This window comes from Streptomyces sp. NPDC002537 (assembly GCF_053594975.1).
In genome coordinates, this window is the sequence record NZ_JBSFWT010000004.1 from 113,767 (window position 1) to 130,094 (window position 16,328).

11 protein-coding genes are annotated in these 16,328 nt (G+C 72.3%); 9 read left to right on the forward strand and 2 right to left on the reverse strand.

Features of this window, described 5'->3' with window-relative positions:
* Positions 1 to 84: 84 nt before the first annotated feature.
* Entirely contained in the window at positions 85 to 3,051 is a 2,967-nt protein-coding gene (uvrA, locus tag ACWD4A_RS03265; protein WP_451188764.1) for an excinuclease ABC subunit UvrA, read from the forward strand.
* Positions 3,052 to 3,395: 344 nt separating this feature from the next.
* Here uvrA and ACWD4A_RS03270 read toward each other — a convergent pair whose 3' ends face one another.
* Positions 3,396 to 4,307 (reverse strand): carbohydrate kinase family protein, encoded by a 912-nt coding sequence (locus ACWD4A_RS03270; protein ID WP_451188767.1) that lies wholly within the window; start codon positions 4,305 to 4,307, stop codon positions 3,396 to 3,398.
* A gap of 127 nt (positions 4,308 to 4,434) precedes the next feature.
* On the opposite strand from ACWD4A_RS03270, the gene ACWD4A_RS03275 reads away from it, so the two are divergent.
* Positions 4,435 to 4,869 (forward strand): Rieske (2Fe-2S) protein, encoded by a 435-nt coding sequence (locus tag ACWD4A_RS03275; protein ID WP_451188770.1) that lies wholly within the window; start codon positions 4,435 to 4,437, stop codon positions 4,867 to 4,869.
* A gap of 223 nt (positions 4,870 to 5,092) precedes the next feature.
* Here ACWD4A_RS03275 and ACWD4A_RS03280 read toward each other — a convergent pair whose 3' ends face one another.
* On the reverse strand, positions 5,093 to 6,040 hold the full coding sequence (locus ACWD4A_RS03280) for a hypothetical protein (RefSeq protein WP_451188773.1): 948 nt from the start codon (positions 6,038 to 6,040) through the stop codon (positions 5,093 to 5,095).
* Between the two features lie 228 nt (positions 6,041 to 6,268).
* Here ACWD4A_RS03280 and ACWD4A_RS03285 point away from each other — a divergent pair, with 228 nt between their 5' ends.
* The 7 genes from ACWD4A_RS03285 (at position 6,269) to ACWD4A_RS03315 (ending at position 16,214) form a co-directional block, all read left to right on the forward strand.
* Positions 6,269 to 6,895: a papain-like cysteine protease family protein gene (locus ACWD4A_RS03285; RefSeq protein ID WP_451188776.1), complete on the forward strand. Its 627-nt coding sequence runs from the start codon at positions 6,269 to 6,271 to the stop codon at positions 6,893 to 6,895.
* A gap of 4 nt (positions 6,896 to 6,899) precedes the next feature.
* On the forward strand, positions 6,900 to 7,742 hold the full coding sequence (locus ACWD4A_RS03290; protein WP_451188779.1) for a hypothetical protein: 843 nt from the start codon (positions 6,900 to 6,902) through the stop codon (positions 7,740 to 7,742).
* Between the two features lie 170 nt (positions 7,743 to 7,912).
* The gene (uvrC, locus tag ACWD4A_RS03295) at positions 7,913 to 9,904 is read left to right on the forward strand and encodes an excinuclease ABC subunit UvrC (RefSeq protein WP_451188782.1); all 1,992 of its coding nucleotides are present in this window, start codon (positions 7,913 to 7,915) and stop codon (positions 9,902 to 9,904) included.
* Between the two features lie 141 nt (positions 9,905 to 10,045).
* Positions 10,046 to 10,978, forward strand: coding sequence for an RNase adapter RapZ (gene rapZ / locus ACWD4A_RS03300; RefSeq protein WP_451188786.1), 933 nt, complete (start codon positions 10,046 to 10,048; stop codon positions 10,976 to 10,978).
* On the forward strand, positions 10,975 to 12,027 hold the full coding sequence (locus tag ACWD4A_RS03305; RefSeq protein WP_451188789.1) for a gluconeogenesis factor YvcK family protein: 1,053 nt from the start codon (positions 10,975 to 10,977) through the stop codon (positions 12,025 to 12,027). Before rapZ ends, ACWD4A_RS03305 begins: the two co-directional genes overlap by 4 nt.
* The gene (gene whiA / locus ACWD4A_RS03310; protein ID WP_116211143.1) at positions 12,018 to 13,025 is read left to right on the forward strand and encodes a DNA-binding protein WhiA; all 1,008 of its coding nucleotides are present in this window, start codon (positions 12,018 to 12,020) and stop codon (positions 13,023 to 13,025) included. Before ACWD4A_RS03305 ends, whiA begins: the two co-directional genes overlap by 10 nt.
* Positions 13,026 to 13,253: 228 nt before the next feature.
* Positions 13,254 to 16,214, forward strand: a complete 2,961-nt coding sequence (locus ACWD4A_RS03315; protein ID WP_451188793.1) for a M14 family zinc carboxypeptidase — start codon at positions 13,254 to 13,256, stop codon at positions 16,212 to 16,214.
* Positions 16,215 to 16,328 lie beyond the last annotated feature (114 nt).

The window sequence follows — 16,328 nt, forward strand, 5'->3', positions numbered from 1 at the left end:
CATCCGACATCCGCGTCGCGCCCCCCATACCCTGGGTCGGGGGTGCGACGCATCCCATCGTTCTCAAGAAAGGTGCCGACCGGCGTGGCTGACCGTCTCATCGTCCGTGGCGCTCGCGAGCACAACCTCAAGAACGTCTCGCTCGACCTCCCGCGCGACTCCCTCATCGTGTTCACGGGGCTCTCCGGGTCGGGCAAGTCGTCCCTCGCGTTCGACACGATCTTCGCCGAGGGGCAGCGTCGCTACGTCGAGTCGCTCTCCTCCTACGCACGGCAGTTCCTGGGGCAGATGGACAAGCCCGATGTGGACTTCATCGAGGGTCTGTCCCCGGCCGTCTCCATCGACCAGAAGTCGACCTCGCGCAACCCGCGTTCCACGGTCGGCACCATCACCGAGGTCTACGACTACCTCCGCCTGCTCTTCGCGCGGATCGGCAAGCCGCACTGCCCCGAGTGCGGCAGGCCCATCTCCCGCCAGTCGCCGCAGGCCATCGTCGACAAGGTGCTGGAGCTGCCCGAGGGCAGCCGCTTCCAGGTGCTGTCCCCGCTGGTGCGCGAGCGCAAGGGGGAGTTCGTCGACCTCTTCGCCGACCTCCAGGCCAAGGGCTACAGCAGGGCCCGCGTCGACGGCGAGACGATCCAGCTCTCCGAGCCGCCCAAGCTCAAGAAGCAGGAGAAGCACACCATCGAGGTGGTCGTCGACCGCCTCACCGTCAAGGACAGCGCCAAGCGCCGGCTCACCGACTCGGTCGAGACCGCGCTCGGTCTCTCCGGCGGCATGGTGATCCTCGACTTCGTCGACCTCGCCGCCGACGACCCCGAGCGCGAGCGGATGTACTCCGAGCACCTCTACTGCCCGTACGACGACCTGTCGTTCGAGGAGCTGGAGCCGCGCTCCTTCTCCTTCAACTCCCCCTTCGGCGCCTGCCCGGACTGCACCGGCATCGGCACCCGGATGGAGGTCGACCCGGAGCTGATCGTCCCCGACGAGGACAAGTCCCTGGACGAGGGCGCGATCAACCCCTGGTCGCACGGCCACACCAAGGACTACTTCAGCCGCCTCGTCGGCGCGCTGGCCGACGAGCTCGGCTTCCGCACGGACATCCCCTGGGCGGGGCTGCCGCTGCGGGCCAGGAAGGCGCTCCTCAACGGCCACAAGACGCAGATCGAGGTGCGCTACCGCAACCGCTACGGCCGTGAGCGCGCCTACACCACGGCCTTCGAGGGCGCGGTGCCGTTCGTCAAGCGGCGGCACTCCGAGGCGGAGAGCGACTCCAGCCGGGAGCGCTTCGAGGGCTATATGCGCGAGGTGCCCTGCCCCACCTGCGAGGGCACCCGGCTCAAGCCGATCGTCCTCGCGGTCACCGTGCAGGGGCGGTCCATCGCCGAGGTCGCCGCGATGTCGATCAGCGAATGCGCCGACTTCCTGCGGGACATGAAGCTCACCGGCCGCGAGAAGAAGATCGCCGAGCGGGTCCTCAAGGAGGTCAACGAGCGGCTGCGGTTCCTGGTCGACGTCGGCCTGGACTACCTCTCGCTCAACCGCGCCGCGGGCACCCTCTCCGGCGGCGAGGCCCAGCGCATCCGGCTTGCCACCCAGATCGGCTCCGGCCTCGTCGGCGTCCTCTACGTCCTGGACGAGCCGTCCATCGGCCTGCACCAGCGCGACAACCACCGCCTCATCGAAACCCTCGTCCGCCTGCGGGACATGGGCAACACCCTGATCGTCGTCGAGCACGACGAGGACACCATCAAGGTCGCCGACTGGGTGGTGGACATCGGCCCGGGAGCGGGCGAGCACGGCGGCAAGGTGGTGCACAGCGGTCCCCTCAAGGAGCTGCTGCGCAACAAGGAGTCGATGACCGGGCAGTACCTGTCCGGCAAGAAGGCCATCGCCACGCCCTTCGAGCGCCGCCCGGTGGACCTGGACCGGCAGCTGACGGTGCGCGGGGCCCGGGAGAACAACCTCCAGGACATCGACGTGTCCTTCCCGCTCGGCGTGCTGACGGCCGTCACCGGTGTCTCCGGCTCGGGCAAGTCCACGCTGGTCAACGACATCCTCTACACCCACCTCGCCCGCGAGCTGAACGGCGCGAGGGCCGTCCCCGGACGGCACACGCGCGTGGACGGCGACGCGCTCGTCGACAAGGTCGTCCACGTCGACCAGTCGCCCATCGGCCGTACGCCGCGCTCCAACCCCGCGACGTACACCGGGGTCTTCGACCACGTCCGCAAACTCTTCGCGGAGACGATGGAGGCGAAGGTCCGCGGCTATCTGCCCGGCCGCTTCTCCTTCAACGTCAAGGGCGGCCGCTGCGAGAACTGCTCCGGCGACGGCACCATCAAGATCGAGATGAACTTCCTGCCGGACGTGTACGTGCCGTGCGAGGTCTGCCACGGCGCCCGCTACAACCGGGAGACCCTGGAGGTCCACTACAAGGGCAAGTCCATCGCCGAGGTGCTGGACATGCCGATCGAGGAGGCTCTCGGCTTCTTCGAGGCCGTGCCGACCATCGCCCGGCACCTGCGCACCCTGCACGAGGTCGGGCTCGGGTACGTCCGCCTCGGGCAGTCCGCGCCGACGCTCTCCGGCGGTGAGGCGCAGCGGGTGAAGCTCGCCAGCGAGCTGCAGAAGCGCTCGACCGGCCGCACCGTCTATGTGCTCGACGAGCCCACCACCGGGCTGCACTTCGAGGACATCAGCAAGCTGATCTCCGTGCTGTCCGGTCTGGTCGACAAGGGCAACAGTGTCATCGTCATCGAGCACAACCTCGATGTGATCAAGACGGCGGACTGGGTCGTCGACATGGGCCCGGAAGGCGGCAGCGGCGGCGGCCTCGTCATCGCCGAGGGCACGCCGGAGGCGGTCGCCTCCGTCCCGGAGAGCCACACGGGCAAGTTCCTGCGGGAGCTGCTGGGGGATCGCGTGAGCGACTCGCCTCCGGCGGGGGCGCGGGCGAACAAGGCGCCGGCGAAGAAGGCTGCCGCGAAGAAGGCGGTGGCCAAGAAGACGGTGGCCAAGAAGGCCACCGCTCGGGCGCGGCGCGCGTAGGGGCAACCGGGGCTCGCGCCCCGGGCCCCGGCTTCCCACCGTTGCCGCCTGCGGCGGGAGCGCCCTTCGGGCGCGTCCTCAATCGCCGGACGGGCTGAATTGTTACCCGGACGGGCCGCAAGGTGTGGGCGAGGCTGCGGACTCGCTGCCACGGTCCGTGAATCCAGCCCGTCCGGCGATTGAGGACACCGCGCGCCAGCGCGGTTCGGGGTCCGGGGCGGAGCCCCGGTCAGGGGAGGGACGGAGCCCCGGTCAGGGGAGGGACGGAGCCCCGGTCAGGGGAGGGACGGAGCCCCGGTCAGGGGAGGGGCGGAGCCCCGGTCAGGGGAGGGGCGGAGCCCCGGTCAGGGGAGGAGATCCGCCGGCCACGGCGGTTCCGCTCCCGCGCGCGTGCACGTGAGTGCCGCCGCGCGGGCCGCGAAGCGCAGGAGGTGTGGCCAGTCCACCGTGGCCAGTGACCCTGGCGACAGCGCGCCGCATGCCGCCAGCCCGTGCAGCAGCGCGGCGTTCACCGTGTCGCCCGCCCCGATCGTGTCCACGACCTCCACCGCCGCCGCGGGCACGGCGTGCCGGGCACCGTCCCGGGTGTGTACGGACAGTCCCGCCGCCCCGTGGGTGACGACCACCGCGGCGGGTCCCGCCGCGAGCCACTCCCCGGGGCCGCCGCCCAGCCACCGAGCGTCCTCCGCCGACAGCTTCAGCAGCGTGACGTGCGGCAGCCAGGTGCGGAACCGGGCGCGGTAGGCGTCCGCGTCCGGGATCAGACCGGCCCGGATGTTGGGGTCGAGGAGTGTGAACACCCCGCGCCCCGCCTCCCGGCGCAGCAGCGCCTCGTACGCGGTCGCGCCCGGCTCCAGTACGAGCGAGCACGTGCCCAGGCACAGTGCCGAGACCGTCCCCGGCAGCGGCCCGGGGAGCTCGAACAGCCGGTCCGCGGTGCCCTCCGCGTAGAAGCCGTAGCCCGCGGAGCCGTCCGCGCCGACGTCGGCCACCGCGAGCGTCGTCGGCTCCGGCCCGCGCCGCACCAGCGAGACGTCGACCCCAGCCGCCCGCAGCCCGTCCAGCAGCGCCTCGCCGAAGCCGTCCGCCGACACCCGCGAGCAGAAGGCGGCCGGAGACCCCAACCGCCCCAGCGCCACAGCGGTGTTGTACGGGCCGCCGCCGCGCCGGGGGAGCAGCGGGGGCAGTGCGCCGCCCCCGCTCCCGCCGTCGGCGGGCACAAGGTCGATCAGGGCTTCACCGGCTACGACGATCACGAAGGCGTCCTCTCTGGGAAGGGCCTCAGCCTGTCATGCGGCCGCCGTTCCCGGAGGGCCCGCAAACGGAATACGGGGTGCCGGTAGGGTCGACGCGTCGTATCCGCAGTTCACCGTTGGAGCACTCATGACCAGCCCCGCCCCCGAGGCCTCTGCCACGTCTCGCCGTACCGTGCTGCGGGGAGCCGCGCTGGCCGGTGCCGCCGGGCTCGGTGTCACGGCGTGCTCCGGCGGCGGTACCAAGGGCCCGGCCACCCCCACGGCCCCGGTGGAGCTCGGGGCCCCCGCCGACGTCCCGGTCGGTGGCGCCCGGCTCTACCGGGAGCAGCGCCTGGTCGTCGCGCAGCCCGCCAAGGGGGAGTACAAGGCGTTCAGCGCGGTGTGCACGCACGCGGGCTGCGTCGTCGACAAGATCGAGGACGGGAAGATCAGCTGCCCGTGCCACGGCAGCAAGTTCGAGGCGACCACCGGAAAGGTGCTGCAGGGCCCGGCCGGCGCCCCGCTGCCCGCCGTCCAGGTCAAGCTGGCCGACGGCAAGCTGATCGCGGGCCCGGACGCCTGAGTCGCGTGGCCGCTCCAGCCCGAGCCGCGTGACCACTCCCGCCTGAGGCGCGCGGCCGGTCCGGCCCGAGCAGTGCGGCCGCTCCGGCCCGAGCCCCACGGCCGCTCCCGTCCGAGCCCCACGGCCGCTCCCGTCCGAGCCCCACGGTCGGCCGTCCGACCGTCCGACCGTCCCCGCCCGGGACCGGGACCGGACCGTCCGGGTTTCGTGATCGGTTCCGGCCTCATGACCAGTCCCAGGCGATCCCCAGGATGCCCGGACGTACCCCTTGTTCCACCAGGTGCACCCCGCGGTGCCGTCCCGCCAGTGTCAGCTCCTGCTGGCCGGCGCGGGGTGCCCCCGCGGAGCTCTGGGCGAACCGGCGGCAGCGGACCGGCAGCGCGGCGCTGTCGAAGCGGACCTGCAGGACGTACTGCCCGCCCGCGAAGCTGAACCCCCGGACGTACTCGCTGCTCGGTCCGGCGGTGCCGTCGTCGAAGCCGTAGCCGAAGACGTAGGTCTCCCCGGCCCGCAGCCGTGCGTCGAAGAGCAGTTCGGCGACGAGGACGCCCGCCTTCGCGTGCCACCGCACGCGCCCGACACGGCAGTTCTCCGTGGCCCTGACCGCCACCTGCCCGGGGTCGCACCCGAAGTCCCCGCGGTGGATGGCCACATAGCGGTCCACACCGTCCCGGTGGGCGCGCACGACGTGCTGCGAGTCGCGCTCCCGGAGTTCGCGTCCGGCGCCGATCAGGACCCGCTCCAGGTGGCAGACCGTGTGCAGCCCGCCGTCGGACGGTGACTCCAGTTCCGCCAGCAGCCGTTCCAGCGCGCGCGGCTCCTCGACCAGGGAACGGTACGAGCGGGTGGCGGGCCGTACCGCCCCGGTGCGCGGCTCCGGTGGTTCGAGCAGCCGGGTCAGGGCGTGCGGGGGCAGTTCCAGAATCTCCTCCAGCACCCTCACCGCCCGCAGGGACTCCGGCCGTCGGGGCCGCCGCGCGCCCTGCTGCCAGTAGCTGAGGCTCGTCACCCCGACCCGTACGCCGCGCTGCGCGAGCCGGTGCTGCACCCGGTGCAGGGCGAGCCCGCGCACCGTCAGGGCGGTCCGCAGGGCCAGGTGGAACGGGCCGGTGCGCAGGGCCTGTGCCAGCTCGGCCCCGCCCGCGTCCTCCGGTGCGCCACTCCGTGCCATCGCTCGCCCCTCTGTGAATATTCACCGGCGGCGGGAGCGGACCGGGCTCCCGGACCGTCGTGATCCTCTTGGCCGGGCACACGCCGTTCACATCCGGTACGCGTCGTTCACACCGGCGGCTCACCCAGCATTGAAACCTGTTGACCGAGCACTGACAACACCCGATGCTCCTGATCAGCGTCCGGACGCGCTCCTCCGTAACAACCCCCCGCCTCGGGAGGAACGTCCATGTCCCGTGCATCGGCACACCAGCAAGAGACCGGAAAGACCCGCATACGCGGCAGACGGCTCTCCGTCGCCGCACTCGTCGCCGCGGCACTGCTCGCCGTCCCCACCACGGCCAGCGCAGCCACCGGCGACCACACCACCCTGCGTGCGGCGAAACAGCTCGACATCACCATGCAGGCGCAGCAGAAGACCAACTGGTGCTGGGCCGGCTCCGGCAACACCATCGCCACCTGGTTCGGGCGCAACTACAGCCAGAACCAGTTCTGCAACGCCGCCTTCAACCGGCAGCAGGGCACGACGTGCCCCAACAACCAGGCCACCCTGGGCAATGTGCAGAATGCCCTCGACTGGGCGGGCATCAACTCCGGCTCGTACGTGTCGGGCTGGCTGCGCTACTCGACCGTGCAGAACGAGATCAGCAACAACCGCCCCGTGGAGACCCGCATCCAGTGGGCCTCGGGCGGCGGCCACATGCACGTCCTCTACGGGTACGACGACTCCAACAGCTGGGTCTACTGGGGCGACCCGTGGCCGTCCAACGACCGCTACAACTGGGCGTCGCACAGCTGGTACGTCAACAACGACCAGTTCTCCTGGACGCACTCGCTCTACGGGATCGGGGCGTGAGGACGTGACCGCACACATCAGGAGGACCGCGGCGGTCGCCGGCACCCTCACCGCCGCCCTCCTCGTACTCGCCCCCCTCGCGCACGCCGACGGGACCCCGGTCCCCGCCCCCGTCGCCCCGCCCGCCGCCGGGATCGCCGCCGCCCACGACGCGGCGGCCGCCCCCGCGACGCTCGACACGCTGTCCCGCTTCTTCGCCCGCGACGGGGCCGTCGCCGAGGCGAAGGCGCAGCCGAGGATCGACGGCGCGGCCGTGCCGGTCTACACGCTCGCCCCGGAGTTCGTGGCGGGCAAGGCGGGCGCCCCCGTGGCCGACCTCGAATTCCTCGCCAGCAAGGCGGTGTCGGCCGACGGACAGAAGGCGTCCGTATGGACGGTGAAGTCCGGGGGCACCTGGAAGGTCGTCAACATCGCCACCGGTGACGACGAGACGCGCTACGCCGCCGAGGGCGCGCGGAAGCTCGGCGGGGGCACCGTCTTCCGCGAGCCGCAGATCAACGCCTGGTACGTACAGCGCGGCGACCGGGTGCTGCCGCTCGGCGCCGACGCCACCCGCGCGATAGGGGCCGACGGCACGACCGTCGAGAAGTACCGGGCGCGCGTCCACAAGGCGTACGGCGACAAGCTGCCGGGCTCCGCCTACGCCAAGCAGGGGCTGGCCGGCGGATACGCGGAGCAGCCGGCCGCCGGGACGGCGGAGAGGTCCGCAGGGGACGGCACGGCGTCCGCGGCGCGGACCGGCGCGGGGAGCCCGCTGGACGCGGCCTCCGCCGCGACGGCCACGGGCGCGGTCCTGGCCCTCGGCGCCTCCGCCCTGGTGGTCCGCCGCAAGCGGCGCCGCGGCTGACCACCCGCACCAGAGGGGGCGGCCCCACAACGCTCCCGCTCCGGCCCCGGCGCGCACTCGCCGGGGCCGGAGGCACGACCGGCCCGGGAGCCCCCGGGAACCGCCTCCCGGCCCGCGCCCGCCGCGGTCGGGCGATGGAGTTGTCACTGCCCGCAAGTAGGGTGTGTGACATGGCCGACCCCAGCAGCTACCGACCCAAGCCGGGACAGATCCCCGACTCGCCGGGGGTCTACAGGTTCCGCGACGAGCACGGCCGCGTGATCTACGTCGGGAAGGCGAAGAGCCTGCGCCAGCGGCTCTCCTCGTACTTCCAGGATCTCGCGGGCCTGCACCCGCGCACCCGCACCATGGTCACCACCGCCGCCTCCGTCGAGTGGACCGTGGTCTCCACCGAGGTCGAGGCGCTCCAGCTCGAATACTCCTGGATCAAGGAGTACGACCCGCGCTTCAACGTCAAGTACCGCGACGACAAGAGCTACCCCTCCCTCGCCGTCACCCTGAACGAGGAGTTCCCGCGCGTGCAGGTCATGCGCGGCCCCAAGAAGAAGGGCGTGCGCTATTTCGGCCCGTACGCCCACGCCTGGGCGATCCGCGAGACCGTCGACCTGATGCTCCGGGTCTTTCCCGTACGCACCTGCTCCGCCGGGGTGTTCAAGCGCTCCGCCCAGATCGGCCGCCCCTGCCTGCTCGGCTACATCGGCAAGTGCTCCGCCCCCTGCGTCGGCCGCGTCACCCCCGAGGAGCACCGCGAACTCGCCGAGGAATTCTGCGACTTCATGGCCGGACGTACCGGTGCGTACATCCGCCGTTTGGAACAGCGGATGCATGATGCCGCCGAGGAGATGGAGTACGAGAAGGCGGCCAGGCTCCGCGACGACATAGAAGCGCTCCGCCGCGCGATGGAGAAGAACGCGGTGGTGCTCGCCGACGCGACCGACGCCGACCTGATCGCCGTCGCCGAGGACGAACTGGAAGCCGCCGTGCAGATCTTCCACGTGCGCGGCGGACGGGTGCGCGGCCAGCGCGGCTGGGTGACCGACAAGGTCGAGGCCGTCGACACCGCGGGCCTGGTCGAGCACGCCCTCCAGCAGCTCTACGGCGAGGAGACGGGCGACGCGGTCCCCAAGGAGGTCCTCGTCCCCGCCCTGCCCGACCCGGCGGAACCGGTCGTCCAGTGGCTCACCGGGCGCCGCGGCTCCCGGGTCGACCTGCGCATCCCGCAGCGCGGCGACAAGAAGGACCTGATGGCCACGGTCCAGCGCAACGCCGCACAGGCCCTCGTGCTCCACAAGACCAGGCGCGCCTCCGACCTCACCACCCGCTCCCGGGCCCTGGAGGAGATCGCGGAGGCCCTCGGGCTGGACTCCGCGCCGCTGCGCATCGAGTGCTTCGACATCTCCCACCTCCAGGGGCAGGACGTGGTCGCGTCCATGGTCGTCTTCGAGGACGGCCTCGCCCGCAAGAGCGAGTACCGCCGCTTCCAGATCAAAAGCTTCGAGGGGCAGGACGACGTCCGCTCGATGCACGAGGTCGTCGGCCGCCGCTTCCGCCGCTATCTGCTGGAGCAGCAGAAGGCGGGCGAGTGGTCCGAGGAGAACGCCGTCGAGGACACCGGGAACACCGGGAACGGAACCGCCGCCGCGGACGACAGGCCCAAGCGCTTCGCCTACCCGCCGCAGCTCGTCGTGGTCGACGGCGGACAGCCGCAGGTGGCCGCCGCCCGCAGGGCCCTCGACGACCTCGGCATCAGCGACGTGGCCGTCTGCGGCCTCGCCAAGCGCCTGGAGGAGGTCTGGCTGCCCGGCGACGACGACCCCGTCGTCCTGCCGCGCACCAGCGAGGGCCTCTACCTCCTCCAGCGCGTCCGCGACGAGGCACACCGCTTCGCCATCTCCTATCAGCGCAGCAAACGCACCAGGACCATGAAGGCCGGACCGCTCGACGCCGTCCCCGGCCTCGGCGACACCCGCAAGAAGGCACTGCTCAAGCACTTCGGGTCGGTCAAACGGCTGCGCGCCGCGACGGTCGAGCAGATCTGCGAGGCGCCCGGTATCGGCCGCAAGACGGCGGAGACGATCGCCGCCGCGCTCGCCGCGGCGGCACCGCCCGCCCCTGCCGTCAACACCGCGACAGGCGAGATCATGGACGATGCGGAGGAATGATGGACGTGGACTCCGGCGGACGGGATCGACGGTGCACGGGCACCCGGCGACGGCCGTCCGCGGCACGGACACAGGAAGACCGCAGCAGTATGGAAGACGGCGCCGCACCCGCGGCACCGTCCGCAGAACGGGGGTAGCAGCATGACCGGGACCGATCGAGACGGAGCACAGGTGAGTACGGGCACGACGGCGGACGCGGCGGGCGAGGCGGCGGGCATCCCCGAGCTGGTGATCATCTCCGGCATGTCGGGGGCGGGCCGCAGCACCGCCGCCAAGTGCCTGGAGGACCTCGGCTGGTTCGTCGTGGACAACCTGCCGCCCGCCCTGATCCCCACCATGGTGGACCTCGGCGCCCGCTCACAGGGCAACGTCGCCAGGATCGCCGTGGTCGTGGACGTCCGCGGCCGGCGCTTCTTCGACAACCTCCGCGAGTCCCTCGCGGACCTCGCCGCCAAGAAGGTCAAGCGGCGCGTGATCTTCCTGGAGGCCTCCGACGACGCCCTGGTGCGCCGCTTCGAGTCCGTCCGCCGCCCGCACCCGCTCCAGGGCTCCGGCCGTATCGTCGACGGCATCGCCGCCGAGCGCGACCTCCTGCGGGAGCTGCGCGGCGACGCCGACCTGGTGATCGACACCTCCAGCCTCAACGTCCACGAGCTGCGCGCCAAGATGGACGCCCAGTTCGCCGGCGAGGAGGAGCCCGAGCTCCGCGCCACCGTCATGTCCTTCGGCTACAAGTACGGCCTGCCCGTCGACGCCGACCTCGTGGTGGACTGCCGCTTCCTGCCCAACCCGCACTGGGTCCCCGAGCTGCGCCCCTTCACCGGGCTCAACGAGGAGGTCTCGGGCTATGTCTTCAACCAGCCGGGCGCCAAGGAGTTCCTCGACCGCTACACCGAGCTGCTCCAGCTGATCGCCGCGGGCTACCGCCGCGAGGGCAAGCGCTATGTGACCATCGCGGTCGGCTGCACCGGCGGCAAGCACCGTTCCGTCGCGATGTCCGAGAAGCTCGCCCACCGCCTGGTCTCCGAGGGCGTCGAGACCGTCGTCGTCCACCGGGACATGGGGCGCGAGTGACCGGCCGCGCGTTCCGGCTGCGCCGGGGCCGCAGGCTCGCCCCCGCCCGTGCCGACGGGCGGGGGAACGGCCGCGCGCGCCGCGGCGCGCAGCCCAAGGTCGTCGCACTCGGCGGCGGCCACGGCCTGTCCGCGTCGCTCGCCGCCCTGCGCCGGATCACCGGCGACCTCACCGCCGTCGTCACCGTCGCCGACGACGGCGGCTCCAGCGGGCGGCTCCGCGACGAGCTGGGCGTGCTGCCCCCGGGCGACCTGCGCAAGGCGCTCGCCGCGCTGTGCGGCGACGACGACTGGGGCCAGACCTGGGCCCGGGTCGTCAAGCACCGCTTCGCCAGCGAGGGCGACCTGCACGGCCACGCCGTCGGCAATCTGCTGATCGTCGCCCTGTGGGAGCAGCTCGGCGACCACGTACAGGCCCTGGACCTGGTCGGCAAGCTGCTCGGCGCGCACGGCCGGGTGCTGCCCATGTCCGCGGTGCCGCTGGAGCTCCAGGCGCTCGTCCGGGGCCACGACCCGGCCGAGCCGGACGCGGTCACCACCGTGTGCGGCCAGGCCACCGTGGCGCTCACCCCGGGCGAGGTCCAGTCCGTGCACGTCGTCCCGGAGGGCCCGCCCGCGGTGCCCGAGGCCGTCGAGGCGGTGCTCGACGCCGACTGGGTGGTGCTCGGTCCAGGCTCCTGGTTCTCCTCGGTGATCCCGCACCTCCTGGTGCCCGAGCTGCTCGACGCGCTCCAGGTGACCAAGGCCCGCCGGGTGCTCTCGCTGAACCTCGCGCCGCAGCCCGGCGAAACCGATGGCTTCTCCCCGCAGCGTCATTTGGAGGTTTTGGCCCGACACGCCCCTAAACTCGCCCTGGACGTGGTGCTGGCCGACGAGGCCGCCGTGCCCGACCGGGAGAGCCTCATCGAAGCCGCGGAGCGGCTCGGGGCCGCGGTCGAGCTGGCGCCGGTCGCCGCGCCCGACGGCTCCCCGACCCACGACCCGGAGCTGTTGGCCGCCGCGTACGACCGTATTTTTCGGATGCATGGAAGGATCGGCCCATGGCGATGACGGCAGCGGTGAAGGATGAAATCTCCCGGCTCCCCGTCACCCGGACCTGCTGCCGGAAAGCGGAGGTCTCGGCGATCCTGCGGTTCGCGGGCGGGCTGCACCTGGTCAGCGGACGCATCGTGATCGAGGCGGAGCTGGACACCGGGATCGCGGCCCGGCGGCTGCGCAAGGACATCCTGGAGATCTTCGGGCACACCTCCGACCTGGTGGTGATGGCCCCCGGCGGGCTGCGCCGCGGCAGCCGGTACGTGGTGCGGGTGGTCGCGGGCGGTGATCAGCTGGCCCGCCAGACCGGCTTGGTCGACGGCCGCGGGCGCCCGATCCGCGGGCTGCCGCCGCAGGTCGTCTCCGGTGCCACCTGTGACGCGGAGGCCGCCTGGCGCGGTGCCTTCCTGGCCCACGGCTCGCTCACCGAGCCCGGCCGCTCGTCCTCCCTGGAGGTCACCTGCCCGGGGCCGGAGGCGGCCCTCGCGCTGGTCGGCGCGGCCCGCCGGCTGCAGATCGCGGCCAAGGCGCGCGAGGTGCGCGGCGTGGACCGGGTCGTCGTCCGCGACGGTGACGCGATCGGCGCGCTGTTGACGCGGCTGGGCGCGCACGAGTCCGTGCTCGCCTGGGAGGAGCGCCGGATGCGGCGCGAGGTGCGGGCCACCGCCAACCGGCTCGCCAACTTCGACGACGCGAACCTGCGCCGTTCGGCGCGGGCCGCGGTCGCCGCCGGGGCCCGGGTGCAGCGGGCGCTGGAGATCCTCGGCGAGGAGGTCCCCGAGCACCTCGCGGCCGCCGGGCGGCTGCGGATGGAGCACAAGCAGGCCTCCCTGGAGGAGCTGGGAGCGCTCGCGGACCCGCCGCTGACCAAGGACGCCGTCGCCGGGCGCATCCGGCGGCTGCTGGCCATGGCCGACAAGCGGGCGCAGGACCTGGGCATTCCGGGTACGGAGTCGAACCTCTCCGATCTTTCGGACCTGTCGGAGGAGCTCGCGGAGGGGATGGTCGGCTAGCGCTTCCCGCTCCGCGGGGCGGGTGCGCCCACCGGGGTGTCTCTTGAGCCCGGCAGGCGGCCGCGGGTCGTGTTCGGCCGGTCGTGCAGTTCCCCGCGCCCCTGGCGGGGCGCACCCCCCTCGGGTGGCCAACTGCCGTCCGACGGTGCCCTGTTGACATGACCATGTGTGCGTCAGCAGCCTGAGCACTCCGTGCACCCACGTGCCGGATCACCGCAAGGGGGGCTCATGAGACGCAGAGCGAGATCCTTCCTCGCAGCCGCTTCGCTGCTGATCGGCAGTGTGGCGGCGGCACCCTTCGCCCACGCGCAACCCGCCCCGGGCACCACCGCGGACGGCGGCAGGCTCACCGCGTGGACCGCGAAGGTCACCTCCGCGCAACTGCCGCTGCTGCTCGCGGCGGGCGTCGACGGCCACGAGCTGGGCGAGCGGCTCACCGCCGACCGGGCCGCGCCGGTCGAGCTGATCCTCACCGGAAGCCAGGCGGCCGGCCTCCGCGAGCAGGGCGTGGAGCTCACCGAGAAGCGCGTCCCGAAGAAGACCCAGGACCGGCTGGCCGCCGCGGGCGACCACGTCTTCCGCCCGTACGGGCCCAAGGGCGGCCTCGAAGAGGAGATCGTTGACACCGGCCGCGCGCACCCCGGCCTCACCAAGGTCGTCAACATCGGCAAGACCGTGCGCGGCCAGGACATCCTCGCCCTCAAGGTCGGCAAGGACGCGGAGAGGACGCGGGACGGCGCCAAGCCGTCCGTCCTCTACCTGTCCAACCAGCACGCCCGCGAGTGGATCACGCCCGAGATGACGCGGCGGCTGATGCACTACTACATCGGCGGCTACGGCAAGGACGCCCGGATCACCAGGCTGCTGGACCGCACCGAACTGTGGTTCCTGATCTCCGCCAACCCGGACGGCTACGACTACACCTTCAAGGGCCCCGAGACCCGGCTGTGGCGCAAGAACCTGCGCGACAACAACGGCGACGGCAGGATCGGCCCCGAGGACGGCGTCGACCTCAACCGCAACTTCCCCTACAAGTGGGGCTACGACAACGAGGGCTCGTCGCCCCGGCCCGCCTCCGAGACCTACCGCGGGCCGTCGCCCGCCTCGGAGCCGGAGACCCGCGCGCTGGACGCCCTGGAGAAGCGCGTCCACTTCACGTACGCCGTCAACTACCACTCCGCCGCCGAACTGCTGCTCTACGGCGTCGGCTGGCAGGTCGCCACGTCCACCCCGGACGACGTCCTCTACCGGGCGCTGGCCGGGACCCCGGAGAAGCCCGCGATCCCCGGCTACCGCTCCGAGCTCTCCTCCGAGCTCTACACCACCAACGGCGAGGCCGACGGACACGCGGCGAACGTCAACGGCACGATGATGTTCACCCCGGAGATGTCGACCTGTCAGACGGCCTCCAAAGCGGACACCAGCGGCCGCTGGAACCCCGACGACTGCCCCTCCGTCTTCAACTTCCCCGACGACAGGAAGCTGATCGAGCGGGAGTTCACCAAGAACCTGCCGTTCGCGCTCTCCGTCGCCGAGACCGCCGCCAACGAAGCGGGCACCGACGTGCCCGTCTCCTCCGTCGGCCTGAGCGCCCCGGACTTCACCCCCGACGCGTTCACCACCTCCTACGCGCGCGGCGAGGAACAGGAAGTCGCCGTCACCGCCCGCAAGAGCCTGCGCGACAAGCGCCTCAACTACCGCGTCAACGGCGGCCGTACGCACACCGAACGGCTGGAGGCATGGCAGGGCGGCAAGCGCTTCGGCGGCCGCGACAACCTCCGCTTCGACCAGTACCGCGCGCAGGTCGAGGGCGCCGACCCCGGCGACCGCGTACAGGTCTGGTTCACCGGCCGTACGCGCGACGGCAGGCCGACCGCCGGCGAGCCGTTCACCTACACCGTGGCGGAACGCCCCCGCGCCGACACCCTGGTGCTCGCCGACGAGGGCGGCACGACGGCCTCCCGCAACGTCGCCGTCTACACCCGCGCCCTCGCCGCCAACGGCCGCAGGGCCGCGGTCTGGGACGTCGCCACGCAGGGCGCACCCCACGCGCTCGGCGTGCTCGGGCACTTCTCCACCGTGATCTGGTACTCCGGCGCGAACCGGCCGGGCGGCGACACCCTGCTCGCCGTCCGCGACTTCGTCAACGCCGGAGGCAAGCTCGTCGCCGCCGGACAGCAGGCGGGCGGCGACGCGCGCATCGGCCCGGCCGACACCAACGACTTCAGCCAGTACTACCTGGGCGCGAGCGGCAGGATCTCGTACGCCGGGCCGCCGCGCTTCGACGGCACCGGCAGGCTCAAGGGCGTGACGGCCGCCCTCGCCGACGCGCCCGGCAGCCCCCTGACCGCGGCGGGCGCCTACGGCTCCGTCTCCGACGAACTGCCCCCGGAGGCCTTCCCGCAGTTCCGCAGCGCCGCTGCGGGCGACTACGCGGGTGTGCGGTCCCCCTTCCAGCCGTACGACGGAACCTGGATGGCGGCCGCCCGGCACCAGGACCACGCCTGGATGCGGCTGGCCCGTACCGTCGACCTCACCGGGGCGACCGCGGCCGACAGGCCCGCCCTCGGCTTCTGGCTCAGCCACGACACCGAGCAGGGCTACGACAACGCCGTCCTGGAGGCGCACACCGTCGGCCGGGACGACTGGACCACCCTGCCCGACGCCCGCGGCGGCACCACCGACCAGGTGCCCCTGGACTGCGGTTCCACCCTCAAGCTCCACCCCTTCCTCGCCCACTACCTCACGCCGCGCAGCGGCGGCTGCGCGGGCCAGGGCAGCACGGGCGGCTGGCACGCCTTCACCGGCTCGTCCAACGGCTGGCGGCAGGTCTCCTTCGACCTGAGCGCGTACGCGGGCCGGAAGGTCGAGGTCGCCGTCTCCTACGTCACCGACCCGAGCAACGGCGGCCGCGGCGTCTTCGTCGACGACACCACCGTCACCGTCGGCGGCACCGCCCAGCCCACCGAGGGCTTCGAGTCCTCCCTGGGCCCCTGGACCGTGCCCGGCCCGCCGCCCGGCAGCCCCGGGAACACCGGGGACTGGGCGCGTTCGAAGGAGCTCTCCCACTACTCGGCGGCCCTCACCACCCACGACACGGTGCTGCTGGGTTTCGGTCTCGAACATGTATCAAATGGGAGAGAGCGCGCTCGTCTGCTCGGCAATGTGTTGCACGCCATTGACAGGTGACGTGAGAGGGGTCCGCCAATGTCACGTCCCTCCCCTGTTGGAGGTAGGGTCAGTGGTGGTCGGGGACATCCCATACAGATCGCCGGCGGCAACAGACCGGCATACCAACGAGGA